Here is a 25,881-nt window from a genome sequence, read left to right as displayed (position 1 = left end):
TATCGCGTGCCCGCGTCTACGTGCTGAAAAGCCTCGACGAAGCGGCGCTGCGCAAGCTGGTACATCGCGCGCTGACCGAGGAGCGTGGGCTGGGAGAGCGCAACCTGACCCTGAGCGATGAAGGTTTTCAGATGCTGCTGTCCGCCGCTGATGGTGATGGCCGGCGTCTGCTCAATCTGTTGGAAAACGCCTCTGATCTGGCCGAAGACAACAGCGAAATCGGCATCGAGCTTTTGCAAAGTCTGCTGGGCGATACGCGCCGACGTTTCGACAAGGGCGGTGAAGCGTTCTACGACCAGATCTCGGCCCTGCACAAATCGGTGCGCGGCTCCAACCCTGACGGCGCGTTGTACTGGTTTGCGCGGATGATCGACGGCGGCTGCGATCCGCTTTATCTGGCCCGGCGCGTGGTGCGCATGGCCAGCGAAGACATCGGCAATGCCGATCCGCGTGCGCTGAGCCTGTGCCTGGCGGCGTGGGAAGTGCAGGAGCGTCTCGGCAGCCCCGAGGGCGAATTGGCAGTCGCCCAGGCCATTACTTATCTGGCCTGCGCACCGAAGAGCAATGCGGTGTACATGGGCTTCAAAACCGCGCTGCGCGCAGCGGCTGAGAACGGCTCGCTGGAAGTCCCGCTGCACCTGCGCAATGCCCCGACCAAGCTGATGAAGCAATTGGGTTATGGCGACGAATACCGCTACGCCCACGACGAGCCGGACGCTTATGCCGCCGGCGAAGACTATTTTCCGGAAGAACTCGAGCCGATTCCGTTCTATCAGCCAGTGCCCCGTGGCCTGGAGTTGAAGATCGGCGAAAAGCTCAATCACCTCGCTCAACTCGATCGTCTGAGCCCTCGGCAGCGGAGAAGATAGTGGTTCCATTGATCCTTGCAGTGTCGGTCGGCGGTGTTGCCGGCACCTTGTTGCGCTTCGCCACCGGTAATTGGGTCAGCGCCAATTGGCCGCGGCACTTCTATACCGCGACGCTGGCCGTTAATATCGTGGGCTGCCTGCTGATTGGCGTGTTGTACGGCCTGTTTCTGATACGCCCGGAGGTGCCGATCGAGGTGCGCGCCGGGTTGATGGTCGGCTTCCTCGGGGGGCTGACGACTTTTTCATCCTTTTCACTGGATACGGTGCGCCTGCTGGAAAGCGGGCAAGTGTTGCTGGCCCTGGGCTACGCCGCACTCAGCGTATTCGGCGGGCTGCTCGCGACGTGGGCCGGCCTGTCCCTGACCAAACTTTGATAACGAGAAACCGACATGCTCGATTCCAAACTGTTACGTAGCAACCTTCAGGACGTAGCGGACCGCCTGGCTTCCCGTGGCTTTGCCCTAGACACCGCGCGCATCGAAGCGCTGGAAGAACAGCGCAAGACCGTCCAGACCCGCACCGAAGCACTGCAGGCTGAACGTAACGCGCGCTCCAAATCCATCGGTCAGGCCAAGCAGCGCGGCGAAGACATCGCGCCGCTGATGGCGGACGTCGAGCGCATGGCGGGCGAGTTGAGCGCTGGCAAGGTCGAGCTGGATGCGATCCAGACCGAACTCGATTCGATCCTGTTCGGTATCCCGAACCTGCCGCACGAGTCGGTTCCGGTCGGCAAGGACGAAGACGACAACGTCGAAGTGCGCCGCTGGGGCACGCCGACTCAGTTCGATTTCGAAGTCAAAGACCACGTTGCCCTCGGCGAAAAGTTCGGCTGGCTGGACTTTGAAACCGCCGCCAAGCTGTCCGGCGCGCGCTTTGCGCTGTTGCGTGGCCCGATCGCGCGGCTGCATCGCGCACTGGCGCAGTTCATGATCAATCTGCATGTCACCGAACATGGCTACGAAGAGGCTTACACGCCGTATCTGGTTCAGGCTCCGGCGCTGCAAGGCACCGGCCAGTTGCCGAAATTCGAAGAGGATCTGTTCAAGATTGCCCGCGAAGGCGAAGCCGATCTGTACCTGATCCCGACCGCCGAAGTGTCGCTGACCAACATCGTTGCCGGCGAAATCGTCGATTCGAAACTGCTGCCGATCAAATTCGTCGCCCATACCCCATGCTTCCGCAGCGAAGCCGGTGCGTCGGGCCGCGACACGCGTGGCATGATCCGCCAGCACCAGTTCGACAAAGTCGAAATGGTCCAGATCGTCGAGCCATCGCAATCGATGGAAGCGCTGGAAGGCCTGACTGCCAACGCCGAAAAGGTTCTGCAACTGCTCGGCCTGCCTTACCGCACCCTGGCGCTGTGCACCGGCGACATGGGCTTCAGCGCGGTCAAGACCTATGACCTGGAAGTGTGGATTCCGAGCCAGGACAAATACCGCGAAATCTCCTCGTGCTCCAACTGCGGCGACTTCCAGGCGCGGCGCATGCAGGCGCGTTTCCGCAACCCGGAAACCGGCAAGCCCGAGCTGGTGCACACCTTGAACGGTTCCGGCCTGGCGGTCGGTCGTACTCTGGTTGCCGTGCTGGAAAACTACCAGCAGGCCGACGGTTCTATCCGCGTACCGGACGTGCTCAAGCCGTACATGGGTGGCCTCGAGGTCATCGGCTAAATGAAATATCTGCCGCTGTTTCACAACCTGCGCGGCAGTCGTGTGTTGGTTGTCGGTGGGGGGGAAATTGCCTTGCGCAAATCCCGCCTGCTGGCCGATGCCGGTGCGCTGCTGCGGGTGGTCGCACCTGAAATCGAAACGCAACTGGCTGAACTGGTCGCTGCCAGCGGCGGTGAATGCCTGTTGCGCGGTTACGCCGAAACGGATCTGGACGGTTGCGGGCTGATCATTGCCGCTACCGACGACGAAACGCTCAACGCGCAAGTCTCCACCGATGCCCACCGCCGTTGCGTGCCGGTCAACGTGGTCGATGCGCCGGCCTTGTGCAGCGTGATCTTCCCGGCGATCGTCGATCGCTCGCCGTTGATCATCGCTGTGTCCAGCGGCGGCGATGCGCCGGTACTGGCGCGTCTGATCCGCGCGAAAATCGAAACCTGGATTCCTTCCACTTACGGTCAGTTGGCAGGGTTGGCTGCGCGTTTTCGCAATCAGGTGAAAAACCTGTTTCCGGATGTTCAGCAGCGTCGCGGCTTCTGGGAAGACGTTTTCCAGGGCCCGATTGCCGATCGTCAACTGGCCGGGCAGGGCGCTGAAGCCGAGCGCCTGTTGCAGGCCAAGGTCGATGGCGAGCCCATGGTCACCACTGGCGAGGTTTATCTGGTCGGTGCCGGCCCCGGTGATCCGGATCTGTTGACCTTCCGCGCACTGCGCCTGATGCAGCAAGCCGATGTGGTGCTCTATGACCGCCTTGTGGCACCGGCGATTCTCGAGTTGTGCCGTCGCGATGCCGAGCGGGTGTATGTCGGCAAGCGTCGTTCTGACCACGCAGTGCCGCAGGATCAGATCAATCAGCAACTGGTCGATCTGGCCAAGGCCGGCAAGCGTGTGGTGCGGTTGAAGGGCGGCGATCCGTTTATCTTCGGGCGCGGTGGCGAAGAGATTGAAGAGCTCGCGGCCCACGGTATTCCATTCCAGGTGGTCCCGGGCATTACGGCGGCCAGCGGTTGCGCTGCTTATGCGGGGATCCCGCTGACCCACCGTGACCATGCGCAGTCCGTGCGGTTTGTCACTGGCCACTTGAAGGATGGTTCCACCGATCTGCCATGGGCCGATCTTGTCGCCCCGGCGCAGACGCTGGTGTTCTACATGGGCCTGGTGGGTTTGCCGATCATCTGTGAGCAGTTGATCAAGCATGGTCGCGCGGCGGATACCCCGGCGGCGTTGATTCAGCAGGGCACTACAGTCAATCAGCGGGTTTTCACCGGCACGCTGGCGGATCTTCCGCGAATGGTGGCGGAGCATGAAGTGCATGCGCCAACTCTGGTGATCGTCGGCGAAGTGGTGCAACTGCGCGAGAAACTGGCGTGGTTTGAAGGGGCTCAGGCGCAAATCTGAGTCAAAGCAAAAAGATCGCAGCCTTCGGCAGCTCCTACAGGGAACGCATTCTCATGTAGGAGCTGCCGAAGGCTGCGATCTTTTGCTTTTGTGGTTAGCCCCTGCGCCAAACCCCTTTCCCGCTCAGCCGCGCCCGGTCATGGGCCACAGTGAAATCCTGCTCCGGCCCCTTCGGCACCACGCCGGTCGGGTTGATGGTCTTGTGGCTGCCATAGTAGTGATGCTTGATGTGCTGGAAATCCACGGTTTCGGCAATTCCCGACCACTGATACATCTCGCGCAGCCAGTTCGACAGGTTCGGGTAATCGGCAATCCGCCTAAGGTTGCACTTGAAGTGCCCGTGATACACCGCGTCGAAACGAATCATCGTGGTAAACAGGCGCACGTCGGCCTCGGTCAGGTATTCCCCGCTCAGGTAGCGATTGGCACCCAGCAGTTGCTCCAGATGATCCAGTTCGGCGAATACTTCGTCGAAAGCCTGTTCGTAGGCCTGCTGCGAAGTAGCGAATCCGGCGCGGTAGACACCGTTGTTCACCGCCGGGTAGATCCGCTCGTTCAGCGCATCGATTTCGTTGCGTAGCGGCGCCGGGTACAAGTCCAGATCGTTGCCAGTGATCCCGTCGAAGGCGCTGTTGAACATGCGGATGATTTCCGCCGATTCATTGCTGACGATGCGCTTGAGTTTCTTGTCCCACAACACTGGCACCGTCACGCGCCCGGTGTAGTCAGGCGTATCAGCCGTATACCGCTGGTGCATGAAGTCGAAGCCATCGAGTTTGTCGCCGGTCGAGCCTAGCGCTTTGTCGAAAGTCCAGCCGTTTTCCAGCATCAGCCAGCTGACCACCGACACGTCGATCAGACTTTCCAGACCTTTCAGTTTGCGAAAAATCAGCGTGCGATGCGCCCAAGGGCAGGCGAGGGAAACATAGAGGTGATAGCGCCCGGCTTCGGCAGTGAAACCGCCTTCACCGCTGGGGCCTGGCTGACCGTCGGCGGTCACCCAGTTGCGGCGTTGCGCTTGTTCGCGCTGGAACGCGCCGTCCTTGCTGCTTTCGTACCACTTGTCCTGCCAGTGGCCGTCGACGAGTAAACCCATGATCAAGACTCCCAAAACCAATATTCGTTGGAGTCGAGTCTATTCCGATGAGTTCGAACAAAAAGCGCAAAGATCGGGCGCTAATGATCGGTTAGATCGATGTGTTGCGCGCCGCCCAATACTGCTCGGCGGTAGCGAAGGCCTGTTCGCGATTCTGACCGAGACCGCGCAGGGCGAGGGCCATGGTCGCAATCAAAGCCATTTGCGGGTAACTGTCGACCACATCGCCACGCCACACGGCTTTCAAGTGCTCGATGTCCAGCGAGGCGGGTTTGACGTGGCGCTGCGCTGACAGCTGCGGCCATTCTTCGTCCCAGCTCTGACCGCCGCTGGTGCCATAAAGGTGGCTGGTGGCGTCGGGGTTGATCTCGATTTCACCGCCATCGCCCTTGACCACAATTGCCGTGTCGCCGAGCAAGCCGCTGGCATCGCGATGTACCGCCTGGTAACCCGGGTGAAAAATGCTTTGCAGGCCGCAGCGTGCGCCCAACGGATTGAGAATCCGCGCCAGCGAGTGGATCGGCGACCGCAGGCCCAAGGTATTGCGCAGGTCGATCATCTTTTGCAACTGCGGCGCCCAGTCCACCAGCGGCATAAACGCCAGACCGCCGTTGTCCAGTGCCGCGCCGACCTGCTGCCAATTGCGGCACAGGGGAATGTTCAGTTCGCCCAGCAGTTGTTCGCTGTACAGACGCCCGCCCGTGTGTGCGCCGCCGCCATGCATGAAGATGCGCACGCCGTTTTGCGCCAGGCACTTGGCCGCCAGCAGATACCACGGCAGGTGGCGTTTTTTGCCGGCGTAGGTCGGCCAGTCCAAGTCGACATTCAATGCGGGCGCGTGCAAGCGTGCGCGCAGGGCTTCGGTGAAACCGGCCATTTCTTCGGCACTTTCTTCCTTGTGCCGCAGCAACATCAGGAAGGCACCCAGTTGCGTATCTTCGACTTTGTCATCGAGCACCATGCCCATGGCCTCGCGGGCTTCTTCGCGTGTCAGGTCGCGGGCGCCGCGCTTGCCCTTGCCGAGAATGCGCACGAATTGCGCGAACGGATGCTCGGCAGGCGTTTCGAGGGTCAAAGCTGGAAAATCGTTCATAGGCAATTCGTCGGTTTGGGCAGGCCCGCCAGTTTCGCGGCGAGTTTGGCAGGGGTGCCTTTGAACAGTCGGTTCAGGTGCAGGCTGTTGCCTTTGTCCGCGCCGAGTTTCAACGCGGTGTACTTGATCAGCGGCCGCGTGGCCGGCGATAGCTGAAATTCGGCGTAGAAGCTACGCAGAAGCTCAAGGACTTCCCAGTGTTCGGGCGTCAACTCGATGTCTTCGGCGGCGGCGAGGGCGCTGGCGACTTCAGCCGACCAGTCGCTGAGGTCAACGAGAAAGCCGTCCTTGTCCAGTTCGATGGCGCGGGCGCCGACGGTCATTGAATTCATAGCCAGCTGTTGACCTTGGCGTGATGGATCGACAGTTCGACGAAGGCCGGGTAATCGATGGCCTCGGCCCAGTCTGGAACCTCGATCGCACGCGCCTGTGCGTCCTCAACCAATACGAACAGATTGATTGGTCGCTCTTTCAGAGCGGAGAACGGCGCAGTGTCCGGTTGCAGCGCATACACCGCATCGCCGGACAACAACACGGCGTCGGCGCTGCCGAGCAGGCGCAGGCAACTGCTCAGGCGATCGTCGCCGAACGGGGAATGAGACAACACATGCAAAGTCGACATCAGAGGGTGATCACCTGATCGTAACGGTCAATAAGGGCGGTGATGTGTTCAGCGGCGAGTGGCTGCGCTTCGTCCAGCGACAGGTTGCCAAGACCGCGAGCATTGGCGCTTTCGGCGCAATAGAACAGCTCTTCGACACCAAACATCGGCAGCGCCTGCAGATTGGCGCTGAGGTCTTTCTGCTGCAAGGTCTTGGCGTTCTGCCCGGCGGCCAGTTGCAGCACGCCATCATCGAGAAACAGCAAACCGATCGGCAGATCGAAGGCGCCACCGGCGAGCACGATATCCAGCGCTTCCCGGGCACCGGGGCCGGACCACGGCGATTGGCGGCTGATGATCAACAGCGATTTGGCCATGTTCAAGCGCCTCCGAAACAGATGAGCCGATCAGCGTCCTGCACGGCGTCGTGCAACTGACCCAGACCGGACAATTCCCACGGCGCGCTGAGCGAAATCGCTTCACGCTGGTAACGCTTGGCTTCTTCTTCGTTCAACACACCACGGCGCAGAGCGGCGGCGATGCAGACCACGCCGTCAAGTTGCTTTTCGTTGATAAAGGCGCGCCATTGCTTGGGCAAGTCCAGTTCATCCTGCGGCGTCACCACCGCATCGGAGGCGTTGGACACGCCGTCCTGATAGAAGAACAGCCGAACAATCTCATGGCCGCCGGCCAGCGCGGCCTGGGCAAACAGCAAGGCACGGCGCGAGGAGGGCGCATGGGCGGCGGAAAACAGCGCGATGGCGAACTTCATGATGGACTCGATCAGCGAAACTGCGGCCATGATAAAGCTTTATTGCGACAGCCGCGAAACCCGAGTTTTACGCAGATACCTTTGTAGGAGCTGCCGAAGGCTGCGATCTTTTGATTTTGAAGAGCAAAATCAAAAGATCGCAGCCTTCGGCAGCTCCTACATCGATTACGGGGTGATGCCGTAAAGATCGCAATACTCGATCCAGCCCATCCCCGCCATTTCCGCCACTTCCCGATGCACTTCCAGCCGTTGCGCCTGATATTCCTCGGGCGAAGCAGCGGTCAGCTGCAACGTCAGCTCCCAGGCAAATAACCCCTGGCTTTCTGCCTCAGCCTCGAATGCTTCATGCAAACGTTCTTCGCGGTACTGCGCTTGGGTTTCACCCTTGGCCTGAGCCAGCAGCGGGTTGAGATGGTCGAGGGTTTCACGTAGTTCGGGTCGCGCATCGAGAAACAGTTTCAAAGCCTGTTCATGTCGCTGGTCGCTAGGCGCCATGTAATTTCCTTGTGTGACTGATGACCATAGGGTGCCGCACCTGCTTGCGCATGTCGCGCATAAAAACAGTAAAGCAGAACGATTTGCCGCGTCGCAGTGCTACAGTCCGCTTTTTTCTCGATGAGCAAATGCAATGCGAATGCTGATGGTAGTGCTGGCGGCGGCGCTGTTGGCCGGGTGCGCCGGTTCGGTGATGAACGATGCTCGCAGCAAGAGCCCGGACAAGGTCCTGACCTCGGACAAGCCGGAGAAAGACGTCGCCCGGTGCGTGCAATTCGCCTGGCAGGACGAAGCGGTGTTTGGCGTCGACGCGGCGGCCTACCTGGAGCCGCGCGAGTCCGGTGGCACTACGGTTTACACGCGTTCGGCAGAGTCGTTTGTCGATGTGATCACCGAAGCGTCAGGGACTACCTTGAACTATTACGCGCAGAAGAGTGATTTTGTCGCGATGCGGCGGATGGCGGCGATGGCGACCTGCCTTTGATTATGGGGTGAAGCGGTTGACGCTTTCGTGAGCAGGCTCGCTCCCACAAGTTGTAATGCATTGCACTGTGGGAGCGAGCCTGCTCGCGAATACGGCATGACTCAATCGATCAGGCGCTTCTGAAAGTAGTGCCGCTTGTGCCCCGGTGGATAGTCAACGATTTCCCCAAACTGGCTGAACCCCAGCTTCCTGTAGAACTCCGGCGCCTGAAAATCGAAGGTGTCGAGCCAGAGGCCGTAGCAGTTTTTTTCCTTGGCCAGGGCTTCCGCCTGAGCCATCAATTTCGAGCCGATCCCCTGTCCGCGACCTTGTTCCGGCACTGACAGCAGTTCGATGAACATCCAGCGAAAAATCATTCGCCCATACAGGCCGCCCAATATCGCGCCATTCTCGTCTTTGACCATCAAGGCGAACGGCTCGGATTTCGAACCGCCGGTTTGAGCATCGTTGTATTCGATCAGCGGCTGCAGAATGGCCTGACGCTGTTCCTCGGTAGGGCTCTGCGTCAACTCGATACGCAAATTCATGCATGACTTCCTTGTGTAATTGAACGCCCAGCCTAACCCGTCCGGGCAAACGCCTCCAAGCCCTTCGATCGAACAAGCGGAACCGTCAAACCAGCGTTGCGGTCTAGGCTTTTATCGCGTCTTTCCCTGAGCGCGATTGATGAGGAAATCCCGTGAATATTTTTGAAGCCCTGCGCGAAAGCCACGAGCGCCAGCGCACTTACGCCAAGGCTTTGATCGCGACCAGCGGCGACAGCCCTGAGCGGGTCGAGGCCTACAAGCAGCTCAAAGCAGAACTGCAAGCGCATGAAACCGCTGAAGAGCGGCATTTCTATATTCCGTTGATGGAAATCGATGAAGGCGTGGACCTGAGCCGCCACGCCATCGCCGAACACCACGAAATGGACGAGATGATGGAAGAGCTCGACGAGACCGAAATGTCCAGTCCGGCCTGGCTGGCCACGGCCAAAAAGCTTTCCGACAAGGTTCATCACCACCTCGAGGAAGAAGAGCACAAATTCTTCCAGATGGCCGGCAAGCTGCTCGACGATAAACAGAAAAGCCAACTCGCCGGGCAGTACGAAAAGGAGTATCAGGCGCAACTGTCTGAATGACCAAAGGCGACTCGGCGTGTAGGTGTTCAGCTACACGTTGAGTGCGATGCGTCGTCGAGTACTGGTTATGCATCCAGTGTTTCCGGGCTTTTTACGTCTTGCACACTGGGGCTGTGACAAAAGCGCCGATGGACAAAAAATTCACCTCCGTTAGCTTGAAGGCCTCTCCTCGGGAAGGAGAGTTCTCAAATCAACGGAGTGAGCAAGATGAATCAGGCAATCCCACAAACCCAACTCAAACACGGTCGTGTCATCTCGCCAGCGAGTCGCGGCGCAGTGGCCATCGACCTCGGCCTGCTCGGCGCTTGGCAAGTCAATGAAATGGAAGGTGGCAAGAACTTTCCGGCCATGGACGCCGGACCTTTCCCGCAACCTTTCGAGACCGACTCGGACAGCGTCGCGCCGCCGGCCGATGGCTACATTCTCAGCGGCGGCAAGACCGATGCCCGCGATTGCGTCAATTACACCGACGACGAGATGAGCAAGAAGCTCGGCCGTTCATTCAACTGGCCGCTGCTGAATGTCGATCCGGGGCAGATTCTCGAGGTCAGCTGGGCGTACACCGCGCCGCACACCACCCGTGGTTACCGCTGGCTGATCACCAAAGACGGCTGGGATCCACAGCAACGCATCAGCCGTGCGCAGCTCGAAACCCAGCCGTTCTTCGAAGACTTCTACCCGCAAGTGCCGTATTACAGCCATGCCGGCGAATTGAAGGCCAAGGTCGATCATCAAGTGAAGCTGCCTGCAAACAAGCAGGGTCATCACGTCATTGTGCTGATGTGGATCGTCGCCAATACCGGCAACGCCTTCTACCAGGCCTTCGACGTCGACTTCCAGTAACCGCGGGAGCGGAACGAGCCCGGTAGCGCTGCCGGGCTTTTTTTGTCGGCGCAATTGATCGACCATGGCAGTCCCCCCATGAAGACAGGATCAGACGCGATGTCCAACACAGCCGAACGGGTCAACATCGTCGACACTCAGGTGTTGTCCCACGACTGGTATCTGTTGAAGAAAATCACTTTCGATTACCACCGCAACAACGGCGAATGGCAGCGCCAGACCCGCGAGGTATACGACCGGGGCAACGGCGCGGCGATTCTGCTGTTCAACCGCGAAAAGCGCACGGTGGTGCTGACCCGCCAGTTTCGTTTGCCGGTGTTTGTCAACGGCCACGATGGATTGTTGATCGAGGTGGCCGCCGGGTTGCTGGAAGGTGCCGCGCCCGAGCAGCGCATTCGTGACGAAGCCGAGGAGGAAACCGGTTACCGCGTGCACGACGTGAAAAAAGTATTCGAGGCGTACATGAGTCCCGGTTCGGTGACGGAGAAGCTGCACTTTTTTATCGCTGAATACGATGCCACCTCCAAGGTCAGCGACGGTGGTGGCCTGGAAGAGGAAACCGAAGAACTGGAAGTGCTCGAATGGAGATTCGATGAGGCACTGGCAGCGTTTCAACGCGGCGAGATCTGCGATGCCAAGACCATCATGCTGTTGCAGTACGCAGCGATGAATAACCTCTTCGCTTGATTCGGGCAGGAGCTGCCAACGGCTGCGATGGCTCAGCATAGTGGCTGACCGGGGAGGCGCAATACCCAAAGCCGGCCATACTGCTTGTTGCTCCTGAAGCGTTGCCCTGCGTTTTGCGCAGTCCCCAAAAACAAAAAGAGATCGACTCATGAAGTACGAACCTTTGGCCAGATCGCTCATTGCGACCTCTCTGGCGCTCAGCTGTCTCATGGCTCACGCGGCATCAGTGGCGCCGGTTGCGGCGGAAAACGGCATGGTGGTCACCGCGCAACATCTGGCGACCCATGTCGGCGTCGACGTTTTGAAAAACGGCGGCAATGCCGTGGATGCGGCAGTGGCCGTGGGCTATGCGCTGGCGGTGGTCTATCCGGCTGCGGGCAACCTTGGCGGCGGCGGGTTCATGACTATTCAACTGGCGGACGGGCGCAAGACCTTTCTCGATTTCCGTGAGAAAGCGCCGCTGGCAGCGACCGCCAACATGTATCTGGACAAGGACGGTAACGTCATCCCGGACCTGAGCACCCGCGGGCACCTGGCGGTCGGCGTGCCGGGTACGGTGTCTGGCATGGAACTGGCGCTGAGCAAATACGGCACCAAACAGCGCAAGGAGATGATTGCCCCGGCGATCAAACTGGCCGAAGACGGTTTCGAGCTGCAGCAGGGCGATGTCGAGCTGCTCGAATACGCGACGGATGTGTTCAAGAAGGACATGCGCGATTCCGGCTCGATCTTCCTCAGCAACGGCGAGCCGATGCAGGTCGGGCAGAAACTGGTGCAAAAGGATCTGGCGAAAACCCTGCGGACAATTTCCGACAAGGGCGCCGACGGCTTCTACAAAGGCTGGGTCGCCGATGCCATCGTCACCTCCAGCCAGGCCAACAAAGGCATCATCAGCCAGGCCGACCTGGACAAATACAAGACTCGCGAACTGGCCCCGGTGGAATGCGATTATCGCGGCTATCACGTGGTCTCGGCGCCACCGCCAAGCTCCGGCGGGGTGGTGATCTGCCAGATCATGAATATCCTCGAAGGCTATCCGATGAAGGACCTGGGCTTCCATTCCGCTCAGGGCATGCACTACCAGATCGAAGCGATGCGCCACGCGTACGTTGATCGCAACAGCTACCTCGGCGATCCGGATTTCGTGAAGAATCCGATCGAGCACCTGCTGGACAAGAATTACGCGACCAAACTGCGCAACGCCATCCAGCCGCAGAAAGCCGGCATCTCGGCTGAGCTCAAGCCCGGTGTAGCGCCCCATGAAGGCAGCAACACCACGCACTATTCGATCGTCGACAAGTGGGGCAATGCCGTTTCGGTCACCTACACCCTCAACGACTGGTTCGGCGCGGGCGTGATGGCCAGCAAGACCGGGGTGATTCTCAACGATGAAATGGACGACTTCACCTCCAAGGTCGGCGTGCCGAACATGTACGGGCTGGTCCAGGGGGAGGCCAATGCCATCGCGCCGGGCAAGGCGCCGCTGTCGTCGATGAGTCCGACCATCGTCACCAAGGATGGCAAAGTGGTGATGGTGGTCGGCACGCCGGGTGGTAGCCGAATCATCACCGCGACCTTGCTGACCATGCTCAACGTCATCGATTACGGCATGGGCTTGCAGGAAGCGGTCGACGCGCCGCGCTTCCATCAGCAGTGGATGCCGGAGGAAACCAACCTCGAAGACTTCGCCGCCAGCCCGGATACGAAAAAGATCCTCGAGAGCTGGGGCCACAAGTTTGCCGGCCCGCAGGATGCCAACCACATCGCCGCGATTCTGGTCGGCGCGCCGTCACTGGACGGCAAACCGGTTGGCAAGAATCGCTTCTACGGCGCCAATGATCCACGGCGCAATACCGGCTTGTCTTTGGGTTACTGAGCGGAGTAAAAGAGGGGCGGGCGCAGGTCCGCCCCATTCTCAAGGACTGATCAAGGAAGGCTCGACATGACCACCGCATTACTGATCATCGACGTCCAGCAGGCGCTGTGTGCTGGTGAATATCAGTGCTTTGAAATCGACCGCGTGATCGCCACGATCAATGATCTCAGCCAACGCGCCCGCACAGCTGGCGTTCCGGTGGTGTTGATTCAGCACGAGGAAAAGGACGGTCCATTCGTGCATGGGGCGGACGGTTGGCAACTGGCTAACGGTCTGCTGACTTCGACGAAAGACCTGCGTGTAGGCAAAACCACCGGGGACTCTTTCTACCAGACCGATCTCGGCAAGCTGCTGCCCAGCGAGGACTTCGAACGCCTGATCATCTGCGGCCTGCAAACCGATTACTGCGTCAACGCCACGGTGCGCAGCGCGCATTCACTGGGCTACGACATCGTCGTCGCGCGAGATGCGCATTCGACGGTCGATAACGGCAACATGAGCGCTGAGGACATCATTGCCGAACACAACAAGGACTTCGCCGCCCTGACCAGTTCCGTGGCACGAATCGACGTCAAACCGGCAGCCAAAATCAGTTTCTGAACTCACACAAAACCCCTGTGGGAGCGAGCCTGCTCGCGAAAGCGCTGTGACAGCCAAGATCAAACCGACTGATATACCGCCTTCGCGAGCAGGCTCGCTCCCACAGGGGTGAGCAGGCTCTACGACAGCGGCGATTTACGGCAGCAGCACTGGCATAATCCCCGCCGCCCGAAGAATGGAATCTCTCGATGTTCGCTATCTACCTGCGTCACGCCGTGGCGCTGACATCTCTCGTCCTCGCCTGCACCGGCCACGCCAGCAGTTTCGATTGCACCCATGCCACCAGCAAAACCGAAAAAGCCATCTGCACTGATCCCTACCTCTCAACCCTCGACGACAAACTCGCCGAGCAATGGCGGACCACGCTGGGCAAAGTTGCCGATCCCAAAATGCTGAAAACCGACCAGCGTCAGTGGCTGAAAAACCGCAACGCCTGCGGTGCCCTGAGCGCGTGTCTGCGGCGCGAATACCTGATGCGCCTCACTGAGCTCGAAAACGCGGTTCAGCCCTTCAGTTGGGATGCCACCTGGCAACTGATTCCGCCCGGCACCTCGACCTCGGCGACCCTTGTCACCCAACGTCGTAATGCCACGCATATCGCCATCGATATCTCGGCAGGCGAGGGCGCCAATTCCGGAGACTTGACTGGCGTTGCCATACTCAAGGATGGAACAGCCGTGTACGCCGAGGACGCCTGCAAACTCGCCTTCACGCCCATCAATGGCGTACTGAACGTAGTACAAACCGTTGCGGATTCCGACTGCGGCGGTGGCATGGGCGTGTATTACGCCGGTCGGTATGTCGCCTCCGAACAACCGCTGAAGCTGGATTACGATCTGCTCAGCCTGGGTCTGGCTCGCACGCCCGCAGAAGATCAGGTACTGCGTTCGCTGCTCAAGACCGACTACCAAAAACTGGTAGAGACCTCCGGTTCCTTGCAGGTCGGCGAAGACTCAAAAGATGTGCCCGATGCTCAGGTTGTAGAAATGTGGATGCGCGGTCTCGGCGGCATCGGCATTCTGATGAGTGCCGCCGACGCACAGATCTGGCTGATCTTCAAAAGCTACGATGACCAGGGCCACGAACATCTGCGGTACTACACCAACGTGGCGAAGTGGAAGAAGCGGCTGCCCGATGTGCTGCAGGGCTGGTATGACCGCATGCAAGAAAGTCAGTCGTCTCTGGTTCTGGAAATGATGCCCTGAGCCACAACTCCATCCGCCTCACGCAATAACCGCTCGATCTGCGCCAATTCCCACGTGCTGAGCAGACTCACCGGGTCCGTGCCATAACGCTGCCAAGTGTCCAGCGTCGCTTCATCCCCGGCGCAGTTGCGCGCGTATTCACAGTGATGCAAGTGTCCCTCGGCGAAGTCCAACCGCAGATGCCAGCCGTCGATATCAACGGCAATCAGCCCGGTCTCGGACATTACCTGGCAGACTTCGAACCCAAGCACGCCCAGCGCAGCTTCGCGCAGGCGCTGACACACCTCCCGGGCGGACAGAAAAGCTGACATGCTGCGACTCGATTCGATGGACAAGCCTGCAAGGATAAGGCCCGCGCCATTCCATGTCAGCGTTTCACTGGCCCGAGGCTGAACAATTCCGTAACATTCGCCTCCCTCTTTTTTCGCGAAAACAGCAGCCGTGCCCAGCGGCCGCTCAGTCAGGTAAGCCATGAAACCGATTCGTCTGCGCGCCGATGTCCTCGCCGGACTCACCACCTCGTTCGCCCTGTTGCCCGAATGCATTGCTTTCGCGCTGGTGGCGCATCTCAATCCGCTGATGGGCCTGTACGGCGCGTTCATCATTTGCACGCTGACGGCGTTGTTTGGCGGTCGACCGGGCATGGTTTCCGGTGCGGCGGGTTCGATGGCGGTGGTGATCGTCGCGCTGGTGGTGCAACACGGCGTGCAATATCTGCTGGCAACGGTGCTGCTCGGCGGTCTGATCATGATGGCGTTCGGGCTGTTGCGCTTGGGCAAACTGGTGCGCATGGTGCCGCATCCGGTGATGCTCGGCTTCGTCAACGGCCTGGCGATCATCATTGCCCTGGCGCAACTGGAGCACTTCAAAAGCGGCGAGCACTGGCTCAGCGGTACGCCTTTGTACCTGATGACCGGGCTGGTGCTGCTGACCATGGCCATCGTTTACATCCTGCCGCGCCTGACCAAAGCAGTGCCGCCGGCCCTGGTGGCGATCCTTGGCGTCGGCCTGCTGGTTTACCTGTTCGGGCTGCCGACCCGCACCCTCGGCGACATGGCGCACATTGCCGGCGGTCTGCCGACTTTCGCCATGCCGGACATTGCGTGGAGCCTGGAAACGCTGCGCATCATCGCCCCGTACGCGATCCTGATGGCGATGGTCGGCCTGCTGGAAACCCTGCTGACGCTGAACCTGACCGACGAAATCACCGAGACCCGTGGCTATCCGGATCGTGAGTGCGTAGCGCTCGGCGCGGCGAACATGGTGTCCGGGGCGTTCGGTGGCATGGGCGGTTGCGCGATGATCGGGCAGACCGTGATCAACCTCAGCTCCGGCGGGCGCGGGCGCTTGTCCGGCGTGGTTGCCGGTGTGCTGATTCTGTTGTTCATTCTGTTTCTGTCACCGCTGATCGAGCGTATTCCGCTGGCCGCACTGGTGGGGGTGATGTTTGTGGTATCGCAGCAGACGTTCGCCTGGGCGTCGTTGCGGGTGATCAACAAGGTGCCGCTGCACGATGTGCTGGTGATCATCGCCGTGACTACCATCACCGTGTTCACCGATCTGGCCACGGCCGTGCTGTGCGGGATCATCATCGCTGCGCTCAACTTCGCCTGGCAGCAGGCCCGCGAGCTGTATGCCGATGAACATCTGGAGGCTGACGGCAGCAAGCTCTATCGCCTGCACGGCACGCTGTTCTTTGCCTCGACCACGCCGTTTCTCAATCAGTTCGACCCGGCCAACGACCCGGCCAAAGTCACTCTCGACTGCCGACACCTGAGCTTTGTCGATTACTCGGCGATCGCCGCATTGAAAACCCTGCGTGAACGCTACGCCAAGGCGGGCAAGCATCTACAGGTGTTTCACCTGTCGGAACGCTGCAAGAAATTACTCAAGCGCGCCGGCGTCGATCACGACTGACGCCGCTGGTTTTGCGTCCTTGAGCCAGGTCTTGCCGAGAATCCGCGAGACCTGTTCGGCGGAGTAGGGCTTGGCGAGAAATTCAAAACCTTCGTACCCGCTGCGCGCCAGTTCTTCGCTGTAGCCGGAGGTGAGAATCACCGGCAGGTCGGGGCGGCGCTGGCGCAGTTCCTTGGCCAACGCGACGCCGGTGATGCCCGGCATGACTACGTCGGAAAACACCGCATCGAACGCGCTGGCATCGCTACCGGCCAACTGCAGGGCTTCTTCAGCGTTGGTCGCCCATGCGGTTTCATAGCCCAGATCCTGGAGGATCTGGTTGGCGAAACGGCCGACGTCGAGATTGTCTTCGACCACCAGCACCCGGCGTTTTTCGCAGGCCGGCTGCACCTCGCCATCGTCCTCTGCCTCGTCCATTTCTGCCTCGATCGCCGGCACTTGCGGCAAATACAAGGTGAACTCGGTGCCTTGACCAAGGACGCTGGAAACATCGACGTTGCCGCCCGATTGCTTGGCGAAGCCGAACACCTGCGACAGCCCCAGCCCCGTGCCTTTGCCGACAGCCTTGGTGGTAAAGAACGGCTCGAAGATGTGTTCGAGGGTGTGTGCGTCGATGCCGGCACCGGTGTCGGCCAGGGCAATCGACACGAAATGGCTGCTGGACCCAGCGTGGCCGCGAATCGGCGGCAGCGCTTTGTGGCACTCCAGGCGCAATTTCAGCTCACCCTGACCATTCATGGCGTCGCGAGCGTTCAGGGCGATGTTGATCAATGCTGTTTCGAACTGACTGAGATCGACGCGGATGTAGCAGGGGTGATCCGGGCGCTCGACGCACACGTGAATCTGCGCGCCGGTGACCGATTCGAGCATCTCGCCAATATTGGCCAGCCGTTCGCCGGCATCGACCACCTGCGGATTGAGCGGCTGACGGCGGGCGAAGGCGAGCAACTGGCTGGTCAGCTTGGAGGCGCGCTCGACGGTGTCGGACACCGCGCGCATGTAGCGCTGGCGGCGTTCTTCCGGCAGGTTGGGCTGGCGCAGAAAATCCACCGACGAACGAATGATCGTCAGCAAATTGTTGAAATCATGGGCGACGCCGCCGGTCAATTGGCCGATGGCTTCGAGCTTCTGCGACTGGCGCAATGCCGACTCGGCCTGGGCCAGACGCAGGCTGCGCTCTTCGACCCGTTGTTCCAGCGTGGCATTGAGTTCAGCCAATGCAAGCAAGCCCTCGCGCACGTTGGCGTCGGCGCGCACTCGCTCGATGTGCGCCCAGCAACGTTCGGTGACTTCGCTGAGCAGCGCCTGTTCGAAGCTCGACCAGACACGCGGCACTTTGTCGTGAATGGCCATTAACGCGGTAAGACGACCTTGCTTGATCAGCGGCACGCAAATGGTGGCGGTGATGCCTATGCCCTGAAAGGTCGCTGATTCTTCCGGCGGCAATTCGCTGCGGTTGTCGTGGATCACCAGCGGTTGACCCGCGCGCAGAAGGCGTACGGCTTTCTCGCCGAAATCGCGCAAATGGTAGTGGCCGACGATGCTCGGCGAACCCGGCGCTGCATAGTCGCCGCGAATGGTGAAGCCATCCTCGTCGGCATCCATGTCGGCGTAGGCGCAATTGGACAGACGCAGTTGCTCGACCATCAGCCGCGTGCTTGCCGCCAGGATTGCTTGCGCATCCGTGGCATTGGTCACCGCTTCGCCGATGGCATCGAGGACGGCCAGGCGTCGGTTGAGATAAACGGTCTGGGTGGTCTCGGTGACGGTGTCGATCATGCCGACGACATTGCCGTGGGAGTCGCGAATCGGGCTGTAGCAAAAAGTGAAGAACGCCTGCTCCGGGCCTTTGCCGCGTTCGATTTGCAGAGCGAAGTTTTCGATGTAAGTGGCCTGGCCGGCGTACGCGGCCTCCGCAATCGGGCTGATCTCGTGCCAGGCTTCCTTCCAGATGTCGCTGAAAGGGCGTCCCAACGCGTGCGGCTTGTCGCCGAGAATCGGTACGAAGGCGTCGTTATAGAGTGTGATGAGTTGCGGGCCCCAGACGATCGCCTGAGGGAAATGCGAGGCGAGACTGAGCGAGACAGTGGTCTTGAGTACATCGGGCCAGTTTTCCAACGGGCCGAGGGGCGAATTTGCCCAGTCGTGACGGCGGATCTGCCCGGCCATCTCGCCGTTGTCTTGCAACCAGTCTGTCATGGGGTTCGTGTCTTTCCGGGCATTTGTCTGAGAACAAAGACCTGCGCGCAGGGTGTTTGGTTTCAGCGCACCAGACACTGTTTGCGCTGCGAATTATTCTGACCTACATCATGGCAGCAAAAAACAGCGCTGGCGAAAAGAGCATCTTTTCGCCAGCGGATTTTTCTTCAGTTCGTGAGCGACTGCTCAGGCCTCGACGGCGGGGAAATCAATGTCGGTCAGCGCCGTGTTGTTCAGGTAGTTGGTCAATGTCTGCACGGCCACCAGGGCAATCACTTCGATAATCTTGCGGTCATCGATACCGGCGGCGCGGGCAGCGGCCAACTGTTCATCGCTCAAGTGGCCACGGGTTTCGGTCAGTTGGCGGGCAAGGGCGGCGTAGGCATTCAGTTCGCCGTGACGTGCCGCGATGATGTCCTCCGCCGACAGCCCGGCTTTGCCGGCAAACACGGTATGTGCGGACAGGCAATAGTCGCAACCGTTGACCTGCGAAGTGGCGAGGTATACGGCTTCTTTTTCCTGGGCGCTGAGCGAGGTCTTGCCGAGGATCGCCGAGGCTTGCAGGTAAGTGTCGAATGCAACCGGCGCTTGGGCGAGGGTGGTGAAGACGTTGGGCAGGAAGCCGATTTTTTTCTTCACGCCTTCCAGTGCAGGACGGGTGGCATCGGTGGCGGTGTCGAGGCTGATTGCAGGGATGCGGCTCATGGTGATTCTCCGAAATTCCGCAGCGAAGTGCAGCGGCGATGGAGAGATCTTAGGGGCTGCCAATGGCGCTTTGGCGGCAAATCGTCGAGGATATGCGGCAGATCGTCCAGATATGCCTTCGGGAGTCAGCCATGGATCGCCTTTCCACATTACTTAGTCATTTCGGTGTGAACGCCGGCACCTTTCATAGCGGCGCCTTTTGCGGCGTGAGCGTTCACCAAGGCGAACCGGTCGGCCATGTGCATGTTCTGCAAGCCGGGGCGTTGCTGCTCAAACCGGGCAACGAGCGGGAAATTCGCCTGGAAGAACCGTCGCTGATTTTCTTTCCCCGGCCTTTCACTCACCGGATGTTTGCCGACGAGGCCATGGCCAGCCAAGTGGTGTGCGCCTCGCTGAGCTTCGACGGTGGCTCGGGCAATGCCCTGGCCGCCGCGTTACCGGACTATCTGGTGTTGAAACTCACCGATATCCCGGAATTGCGCAGCACCCTTGACTGGCTGTTCAACGAAGCTTTTGAAGGGCATTGCGGGCGCGTGGCGGTGATGGATCGTCTGTTTGAATTGCTGGTGATTCTGCTGCTGCGCCATCTCATCGGCAGTCGAGATCAGCAACCGGGCATGATGGCCGGGCTGGCGGATCCGCGCGTGTCTCGCGCCTTGAACCTGATCCACGAGCAGCCGCACAAGCCTTGGAGTGTCGCTGATCTCGCGGCGGCGGCGAATCAGTCCCGCGCCGGTTTTGCCGAGCAGTTTCGCCGCGTGGTCGGGCAGACGCCGGCCGATTACCTGTTGAGCTGGCGCGTCAGTCTTGCGCAGAAACGCCTGCGCGAAGGCCGGCCGATTGCATTGATTGCCGAGGAGGTTGGATACGAAAGTCCGTCGGCGCTGGCCCGGGCGTTTCGGCGCAAGACCGGGCTCAGTCCTCGGCAATGGAAAGCCGAACACTGAACATTACCCGGCGAATTTCTTCGCTCCCGCCACGCAAAGAATCACCCCCAGCGTGACGCCGAGCATGCCGACACTGACCTGCTCATGCAGCAACGTCGCCGCCAGTGCCAGACCAAAAAACGGCTGCAGCAACTGCAACTGCCCGACCGCTGCGATTCCACCTTGTGCCAGACCGCGATACCAGAACACGAAGCCGATCAGCATGCTGAACAGCGACACGTAAGCCACGCACATCCACGCCGAAATGCTGATGCCGGCGAACGAGGCGGGCGCCAGCCACAGGCTCAGCACTGTCATCAGCGGTAACGACAACACCAGCGCCCAGCAGATCACCTGCCAGCCGCCGAGGCTGCGCGACAGTTTCGCGCCTTCGGCGTAACCGAGGCCGCAGGCCAGGATCGCCGCGAGCATCAGCAGATCGCCGGTGGGCGAGGCGCTCAAGCCTTGGGACAGGGCAAAGCCCACCACCAATGCGCTGCCCAGCACCGAAAAGATCCAGAACACTGGACGTGGCCGCTCACCGCCACGCAAGACACCAAACATCGCCGTGGCCAGCGGCAGCAATCCTACAAACACGATCGAGTGCGCTGACGTTACGTGCTGCAATGCCAACGCGGTCAGCAGCGGGAAACCCAACACCACGCCCAGTGCCACAATCAACAGCGACAGCCACTGATGGCGCGACGGTCGCGGTTGCTTGAACAACAGCAGAAGTGCTACGGCCAGTGCGCCGGCGATCGCTGCTCGCACCACGGTCAGAAACACCGGATCGAATTCCAGCACCGCCAAACGTGTGGCCGGCAGCGAACCGCTGAAAATCAGCACGCCGATAAAACCGTTGATCCAGCCGCTGGTTTTTTCCAGCGCCGGATTGGCCGCAGTCGATGTTGTGTGCATGTCGGTCGCGCTCAAAAAGTGGCTTGTGTCGCCGTGATCCTAGGGCTGAGAATCAGCACAATCAAAAAATTGTCATGGATACAGCCGACATGCCGCGTTCCCGTTACAAGACCCTGGTTGATCGCTATGCGGCAGACATTCGTGGCGGACGATTGGCGCCGGGCACGCGACTGCCAACGCATCGGCAGCTGGCGAGCCAGGAAGGTCTGGCGCTGGTTACCGCTTCACGGGTTTATGCGGAGCTCGAAGCGATGGGCCTGGTCAGTGGCGAAGCCGGGCGCGGCACGTTTGTTCGGGAAACGTCGCTGGCGCCGTGGCAGGGCATCGATCAGAAAGACGTAGCGGTCGGCATGATCGACCTGAATTTCAACTATCCGTCGTTGCCCGGTCAGGCTGAATTGTTGCGCACGGCGTTGCGGCAACTGGCGTTGTCCGGCGATCTGGAAGCGCTGCTGCGTTATCAACCCCACGCCGGGCGTGCCCACGAACGCGCCTCGGTGGCGCGACATTTGTCGACACGCGGCGTGGCGGTTGAAGCCGACCAAGTGCTGGTCGTCAATGGCGCTCAGCAAGGTTTGGCGGTGACGCTGATGGCCCTGCTCAAACCCGGCGATGTGATCGCCGCCGATGCGCTGACCTATTCGGGATTCAAGGTGCTGGCCGACGCGCTGCATCTGGAAGTGCTGGCGATCCCGATGACGGAACACGGCCCGGATTTGCCGGCACTGGACAGACTCTGTCGCCAGCGTGCGGTGCGCGCCGTATACAGCATGCCGACGCTGCACAATCCGCTGGGCTGGGTCATGCCACTGGAACAGCGCGAGCAATTGGTGGCGATTGCCCGGCGGCACAATCTGACAATCATTGAAGACGCTGCCTACGCGTTTCTGGTCGAAAACCCGCCATGTCCGTTGATTGAACTGGCACCGGAACGGACGTTTTACGTATCGGGCCTGTCGAAAAACATCGCCACCGGATTGCGGGTCGGCTTCATTGCCGCGCCGCTGCTTCAAGTGCCCGCACTGGAGCGAATCGTTCGCGCGACGACGTGGAACACGCCCGGGGTGATGACCGCCATCGCGTGCGGCTGGCTCGACGATGGCACCGTCACCGTGCTTGAGGCGCAGAAACGTCGTGATGCGATGGCGCGACAGGCCCTGGCCGCCGAGGTGCTCAAAGGGCTGCGCTACATTGCTCATCCCGCTTCGTATTTTCTGTGGCTGCCGCTGCCCGAAGATGTGCGTGCCGATCAGATCGTGGTCGAGTTGATGCAGCAGCAGATTTCCGTCACCAGTGCCGAGCCGTTTTCGCTGTCGGCCCATACGCCCCATGCGATTCGTCTGGCGCTCGGCTCGGTGGACATGCAGGTGTTGCGTCAGGCGTTGATCACCGTCAGAACGGTTGTCGGCGCTTATCTGTAAACTGCGCCCACGCCATGCAAAGCGAGGTTTGGACTGTTCAATGAAATTCACCACGACACTGTTTCTCGCCTTGATCTTCAGCGCCAGTGCACAGGCTGAGGGCGATCCTGAGGCCGGGGCGAAAATCTTTCCGCGTCTGTGCGGCGGTTGCCATCAGGTTGGCGAGTCGGCTCGTTCGGGGTTTGGTCCGCAGTTGAACGGCATCATTGGCCGGGCTGCGGGGACTTCGGCCAATTATGTTTATTCCGATGCGATGAAGAACTCGGGGATTACCTGGGATCGGGCGACGTTGAAGGCTTATCTCGAGGATCCGAAAGGGGTGGTGCCGGGGACACGGATGATTTTCTGGGGGCTGAGTGATGAGGAGAAGCTGGAGAATCTGTTGGCTTATCTGCAAAAGTTCAGCCCTGAATCAAGGTAGGAGCGGAGTACATATCCATTGCTGCGGTAACGGCTGCTTAGGGTTCCGCCCTTACGGCGGGTCACCTTTTTTTGCTTTTCTGTGGGAGCGAGCCTGCTCGCGAAAGCGGTTCTCCAGCCGACCCATATTTCCGCATTTACCCAATCCCTGTGGGAGCTGGCTTGCCAGCGATGGGGTCGGTGAGCCGGCCTGTCTCTGGTTGATATACGCCGGTGTCAGTGGGCATGGAACGCGACCTGATTGCGCCCCGCAGCCTTCGCCTGATACAGCTGCTGATCGGCACGTTTGATAAGTGCCGTGTGGTTGTTGTCTGCCGGATCTGCCAGGCCGAGACCGATACTCACCGTGACGTTGCCGACGCCGGGAAACTCCGCGTCGGCTACCGCTGCGCGAATCTTTTCCGCGACGACTTCCGGGGTGTCGGGTTGCGCGACTTCCGGCAGCAGTACGGCGAACTCTTCGCCGCCGTAGCGGGCGACGAAATCGGTGCTGCGTACGCTGTTCTGGATCAAGGTCGCCAGGTGTTGCAGGACCTCGTCACCGACCGCGTGGCCGTGGCTGTCATTGATGCGTTTGAAGTGGTCGGCATCGATCAGCAGCAGGGCAAACGGGCGTCCGGTGCGTCGGGACAGCAGCGAATACTCAGTGATTTTTTCGTCAAACCGGCGACGGTTGTAAACGCCGGTCAAGCCGTCGTGTGTGGCCAGACTCAGCAGCTCGGCGTTGGCCTCGGTGAGTGCGGCGGTGCGTTGCGCCACGGTGGCTTCCAGCGAGGCGTTGGCTTCTTGCAGTTCGCGCTCCTTGCCGAGCAGTGACTGCGTCATTGCGTCGATGGACTGGCCGAGCTGGGCGATTTCCAGCACCGGATGCTGGAGCTGGAACTGCGCGCCGGACTGGTTGTTCTGCACCTGTTTGGCCGAGTGCGCGAGTTGTTCGATTGGGCGGCTCAGGTACAGCGCCAGGTAATAAGCCACCAGGCCGAAAACGATGGCGGCGAAAACGCCGAGGATCAGCAATTCGTATTGCAGCATCCGCGCCGGTTGCAGCGCGGTCTCCAGTGGCTGGCGGATGGCGATCGACCACGACAGCGCCGTGCCCGATGGCGTCGGCACGGTGACCATGCTGGTCAGGTAACCGTTGGCCGCCGTCCAGCCCGACAATACCGGATCGTTGGTCGCCAGCTGTTGGCCCATCAGCGCTTCGGGGTAGAGCACCTTGCCATCGTGGTCGACGATCAGCGCCTGAATATCCGGCGCCGAGTTCTTGTGGGAAAACGCCGCCGACTCGACGATGCGCGTCACCCAACTCCAGTGCGCATGTGCACCCAGCACGCCGATCACCTGTCCTTCGGCATTGTGGATTGGCGCGGCGAAATCGATGAAGCGCAGCGGCTCGCCATTGGGCAGGCCCGGCAACAACTTGGCCAGCAACACTGCTTCATGGGGATCGCCGGTGTATTGCCGGCGCAGGCCGATCTGAAACCACGGGCGTTTCTGCACCGATTGACCGACCAGCAGATCATTGACCGCCTGGCGCACATTACCCTCGGCGTCAGTGACGCCCATCCACGCATATTCGGCGCGCGCCTGGGTGCGCAACTGCATCGACTTGAGGATGGCTGGATTGTCCAGATCGCCACGCTCCAGATGCGGCGCGCGACTGAGCAGATAGACCTCCAGTTGCCGCTCGCGCAGTTGCTCACCCAACAACGTCGCCGCCGAGCGCGCCGTGTTCAGCAACGCGTTGCCGCTGGCCTGTTTCATTTGTTCGGTGGCGATATGACCGACATAAAAGCCGACGCTCAATAACGTCAGCAGGGACAAACCGCCGAACCACAGGGTGAGATGGCTACGCAGACTGGCTTTGAACATGGAGGCGGGTGTCTGTCTTTATTGAAGTGGCGCCATGGTATGCGACATCGCCGACGGCGGGCCAGCTAGCGGGTTCAAGTAAATACAAAGAAGATTGATGCCAATGAGCCATCATTTTGGTTAGAATGCGCGCCGCCCGAGAGACGGATCCCGGGCGTTTCCCCATGGAGTTTTACTGTGAAATACCTCAGCAAAGTAGTCGCCGCCGCACTGTTCGGTGTGGTTCTGGCAGGTTGCACCGGCGCCCCGATGAAAACCACCCATTACGACAGCAACCAATACACCGTGGTTGGCCACAGCGAAGCATCGGCCACCGGCCTGCTGCTGTTTGGCATCATCCCTATCCGCCAGAACAGCCGATTTGTGCGCGCGCAAAACGCGGCCATCCAAGCCAAGGGCGGCGATGCAATGATCAACACGCAGGTCCAGGAAAACTGGTTCTGGGCCTGGGTTCTGACCGGCTACACCACCACCATCTCCGGTGACGTGGTCAAGCTGAAAACCGCGCAATAAGCGACGGCTGAATGCAAAAAAGCCCGGCTGATCAGGCCGGGCTTTTTCATGGGTGTTGCGGTCATGCAGTAGATTCATGCAACGCGGCGCTCGATCAGACGATCAGAGCCACCTTCAGCGACGCGGCGTTCGATCAGACGATCAGAGCCACCTTCAGCGACGCGGCGTTCGATCAGACGATCAG

29 protein-coding genes and 1 pseudogene are annotated in these 25,881 nt (G+C 60.3%); 16 read left to right on the top strand and 14 right to left on the bottom strand.

What is annotated here, in order from left to right; genetic code table 11:
• From D8U60_RS01025 to cysG, 4 genes are all read left to right on the top strand, one after another.
• A partial coding sequence (locus D8U60_RS01025; RefSeq protein WP_130899283.1) for a recombination factor protein RarA occupies positions 1-869 on the top strand: 869 nt, incomplete at its 5' end.
• A complete protein-coding gene (crcB, locus tag D8U60_RS01020) occupies positions 869-1,243 on the top strand; it encodes a fluoride efflux transporter CrcB (protein WP_016775261.1) in 375 nt (124 codons plus the stop codon). The genes D8U60_RS01025 and crcB, both read left to right, overlap by 1 nt.
• A 15-nt stretch (positions 1,244-1,258) precedes the next feature.
• The gene (gene serS / locus D8U60_RS01015) at positions 1,259-2,539 is read left to right on the top strand and encodes a serine--tRNA ligase (RefSeq protein ID WP_130899282.1); all 1,281 of its coding nucleotides are present in this window, start codon (positions 1,259-1,261) and stop codon (positions 2,537-2,539) included.
• Complete coding sequence (gene cysG / locus D8U60_RS01010) at positions 2,540-3,934, top strand: siroheme synthase CysG (RefSeq protein WP_130899281.1); 1,395 nt, start codon at positions 2,540-2,542, stop codon at positions 3,932-3,934.
• A gap of 94 nt (positions 3,935-4,028) precedes the next feature.
• Here cysG and D8U60_RS01005 read toward each other — a convergent pair whose 3' ends face one another.
• From D8U60_RS01005 to D8U60_RS00970, 7 genes are all read right to left on the bottom strand, one after another.
• Positions 4,029-5,030: a glutathione S-transferase family protein gene (locus D8U60_RS01005; protein WP_130899280.1), complete on the bottom strand. Its 1,002-nt coding sequence runs from the start codon at positions 5,028-5,030 to the stop codon at positions 4,029-4,031.
• Positions 5,031-5,121: 91 nt separating this feature from the next.
• Entirely contained in the window at positions 5,122-6,123 is a 1,002-nt protein-coding gene (locus D8U60_RS01000) for a glycosyl transferase family protein (protein ID WP_130899279.1), read from the bottom strand.
• Positions 6,120-6,455, bottom strand: coding sequence for a TusE/DsrC/DsvC family sulfur relay protein (locus tag D8U60_RS00995; RefSeq protein WP_016770652.1), 336 nt, complete (start codon positions 6,453-6,455; stop codon positions 6,120-6,122). The genes D8U60_RS01000 and D8U60_RS00995 overlap by 4 nt, the downstream gene beginning before the upstream one ends.
• A complete protein-coding gene (gene tusB, locus D8U60_RS00990; RefSeq protein WP_130899278.1) occupies positions 6,452-6,745 on the bottom strand; it encodes a sulfurtransferase complex subunit TusB in 294 nt (97 codons plus the stop codon). The genes D8U60_RS00995 and tusB overlap by 4 nt, the downstream gene beginning before the upstream one ends.
• Positions 6,745-7,101: a sulfurtransferase complex subunit TusC gene (tusC, locus tag D8U60_RS00985; RefSeq protein ID WP_130899277.1), complete on the bottom strand. Its 357-nt coding sequence runs from the start codon at positions 7,099-7,101 to the stop codon at positions 6,745-6,747. Before tusC ends, tusB begins: the two co-directional genes overlap by 1 nt.
• 2 nt (positions 7,102-7,103) lie before the next feature.
• The gene (gene tusD / locus D8U60_RS00980) at positions 7,104-7,496 is read right to left on the bottom strand and encodes a sulfurtransferase complex subunit TusD (RefSeq protein ID WP_130899276.1); all 393 of its coding nucleotides are present in this window, start codon (positions 7,494-7,496) and stop codon (positions 7,104-7,106) included.
• Between the two features lie 165 nt (positions 7,497-7,661).
• On the bottom strand, positions 7,662-7,991 hold the full coding sequence (locus D8U60_RS00970; protein ID WP_130899274.1) for a DUF6388 family protein: 330 nt from the start codon (positions 7,989-7,991) through the stop codon (positions 7,662-7,664).
• Positions 7,992-8,124: 133 nt separating this feature from the next.
• Here D8U60_RS00970 and D8U60_RS00965 point away from each other — a divergent pair, with 133 nt between their 5' ends.
• Positions 8,125-8,475: a hypothetical protein gene (locus D8U60_RS00965; RefSeq protein WP_024013401.1), complete on the top strand. Its 351-nt coding sequence runs from the start codon at positions 8,125-8,127 to the stop codon at positions 8,473-8,475.
• 101 nt (positions 8,476-8,576) lie between these two features.
• Here the strand turns inward: D8U60_RS00965 and D8U60_RS00960 are convergent, their stop codons facing one another.
• A complete protein-coding gene (locus tag D8U60_RS00960; RefSeq protein WP_122612142.1) occupies positions 8,577-9,002 on the bottom strand; it encodes a GNAT family N-acetyltransferase in 426 nt (141 codons plus the stop codon).
• A gap of 152 nt (positions 9,003-9,154) precedes the next feature.
• Here D8U60_RS00960 and D8U60_RS00955 point away from each other — a divergent pair, with 152 nt between their 5' ends.
• From D8U60_RS00955 to D8U60_RS00930, 6 genes are all read left to right on the top strand, one after another.
• A complete protein-coding gene (locus D8U60_RS00955) occupies positions 9,155-9,595 on the top strand; it encodes a hemerythrin domain-containing protein (RefSeq protein ID WP_024013399.1) in 441 nt (146 codons plus the stop codon).
• Between the two features lie 207 nt (positions 9,596-9,802).
• The gene (locus tag D8U60_RS00950; protein WP_016775256.1) at positions 9,803-10,438 is read left to right on the top strand and encodes a lytic polysaccharide monooxygenase auxiliary activity family 9 protein; all 636 of its coding nucleotides are present in this window, start codon (positions 9,803-9,805) and stop codon (positions 10,436-10,438) included.
• Between the two features lie 99 nt (positions 10,439-10,537).
• Positions 10,538-11,125: an NUDIX domain-containing protein gene (locus D8U60_RS00945; RefSeq protein WP_071172882.1), complete on the top strand. Its 588-nt coding sequence runs from the start codon at positions 10,538-10,540 to the stop codon at positions 11,123-11,125.
• Positions 11,126-11,273: 148 nt separating this feature from the next.
• Positions 11,274-13,001: a gamma-glutamyltransferase gene (ggt, locus tag D8U60_RS00940; protein WP_122698894.1), complete on the top strand. Its 1,728-nt coding sequence runs from the start codon at positions 11,274-11,276 to the stop codon at positions 12,999-13,001.
• Between the two features lie 66 nt (positions 13,002-13,067).
• A complete protein-coding gene (locus D8U60_RS00935) occupies positions 13,068-13,601 on the top strand; it encodes a cysteine hydrolase family protein (RefSeq protein ID WP_130899273.1) in 534 nt (177 codons plus the stop codon).
• 188 nt (positions 13,602-13,789) lie between these two features.
• Positions 13,790-14,806 carry a lysozyme inhibitor LprI family protein gene (locus tag D8U60_RS00930; RefSeq protein ID WP_130899272.1) on the top strand — a complete coding sequence of 339 codons (1,017 nt, stop codon included), beginning with the start codon at positions 13,790-13,792 and terminating at the stop codon, positions 14,804-14,806.
• On the opposite strand, the gene D8U60_RS00925 is transcribed toward D8U60_RS00930, so the two are convergent.
• Entirely contained in the window at positions 14,773-15,117 is a 345-nt protein-coding gene (locus tag D8U60_RS00925) for a hypothetical protein (protein WP_130899286.1), read from the bottom strand. The two genes, D8U60_RS00930 and D8U60_RS00925, sit on opposite strands and share 34 nt — an antisense overlap.
• A 160-nt stretch (positions 15,118-15,277) precedes the next feature.
• On the opposite strand from D8U60_RS00925, the gene D8U60_RS00920 reads away from it, so the two are divergent.
• Entirely contained in the window at positions 15,278-16,723 is a 1,446-nt protein-coding gene (locus D8U60_RS00920) for a SulP family inorganic anion transporter (protein WP_130888684.1), read from the top strand.
• On the opposite strand, the gene D8U60_RS00915 is transcribed toward D8U60_RS00920, so the two are convergent.
• Positions 16,691-18,922, bottom strand: a complete 2,232-nt coding sequence (locus tag D8U60_RS00915) for a response regulator (RefSeq protein WP_122612147.1) — start codon at positions 18,920-18,922, stop codon at positions 16,691-16,693. The genes D8U60_RS00920 and D8U60_RS00915 overlap by 33 nt on opposite strands.
• Before the next feature lie 186 nt (positions 18,923-19,108).
• Positions 19,109-19,627, bottom strand: coding sequence for a carboxymuconolactone decarboxylase family protein (locus D8U60_RS00910; RefSeq protein WP_130899271.1), 519 nt, complete (start codon positions 19,625-19,627; stop codon positions 19,109-19,111).
• A gap of 131 nt (positions 19,628-19,758) precedes the next feature.
• Between D8U60_RS00910 and D8U60_RS00905 the strand changes: the two genes are divergently transcribed.
• Positions 19,759-20,574, top strand: a complete 816-nt coding sequence (locus D8U60_RS00905; protein ID WP_130899270.1) for an AraC family transcriptional regulator — start codon at positions 19,759-19,761, stop codon at positions 20,572-20,574.
• Between the two features lie 3 nt (positions 20,575-20,577).
• Here D8U60_RS00905 and D8U60_RS00900 read toward each other — a convergent pair whose 3' ends face one another.
• On the bottom strand, positions 20,578-21,471 hold the full coding sequence (locus D8U60_RS00900) for a DMT family transporter (protein ID WP_130899269.1): 894 nt from the start codon (positions 21,469-21,471) through the stop codon (positions 20,578-20,580).
• 89 nt (positions 21,472-21,560) lie between these two features.
• On the opposite strand from D8U60_RS00900, the gene D8U60_RS00895 reads away from it, so the two are divergent.
• Both D8U60_RS00895 and D8U60_RS00890 read left to right on the top strand, forming a co-directional pair.
• On the top strand, positions 21,561-22,892 hold the full coding sequence (locus D8U60_RS00895) for a PLP-dependent aminotransferase family protein (RefSeq protein ID WP_130899268.1): 1,332 nt from the start codon (positions 21,561-21,563) through the stop codon (positions 22,890-22,892).
• 40 nt (positions 22,893-22,932) lie between these two features.
• Complete coding sequence (locus tag D8U60_RS00890; protein WP_130899267.1) at positions 22,933-23,313, top strand: cytochrome c family protein; 381 nt, start codon at positions 22,933-22,935, stop codon at positions 23,311-23,313.
• Between the two features lie 215 nt (positions 23,314-23,528).
• Here the strand turns inward: D8U60_RS00890 and D8U60_RS00885 are convergent, their stop codons facing one another.
• Positions 23,529-25,184: a diguanylate cyclase gene (locus D8U60_RS00885; RefSeq protein ID WP_130899266.1), complete on the bottom strand. Its 1,656-nt coding sequence runs from the start codon at positions 25,182-25,184 to the stop codon at positions 23,529-23,531.
• A gap of 177 nt (positions 25,185-25,361) precedes the next feature.
• Here D8U60_RS00885 and D8U60_RS00880 point away from each other — a divergent pair, with 177 nt between their 5' ends.
• The gene (locus D8U60_RS00880; RefSeq protein ID WP_130899265.1) at positions 25,362-25,697 is read left to right on the top strand and encodes a hypothetical protein; all 336 of its coding nucleotides are present in this window, start codon (positions 25,362-25,364) and stop codon (positions 25,695-25,697) included.
• 74 nt (positions 25,698-25,771) lie between these two features.
• Here D8U60_RS00880 and D8U60_RS27795 read toward each other — a convergent pair.
• Positions 25,772-25,881: pseudogene (locus tag D8U60_RS27795) on the bottom strand (phage infection protein); the annotation flags it as partial.

The organism is Pseudomonas sp. Sample_11 (assembly GCF_004307505.1).
In the GTDB taxonomy this organism is placed as follows: domain Bacteria; phylum Pseudomonadota; class Gammaproteobacteria; order Pseudomonadales; family Pseudomonadaceae; genus Aquipseudomonas; species Aquipseudomonas atacamensis.
The sequence above is the reverse complement of the archived record's forward strand: the minus strand, read 5'-3'. Positions and strand labels throughout refer to the sequence as shown.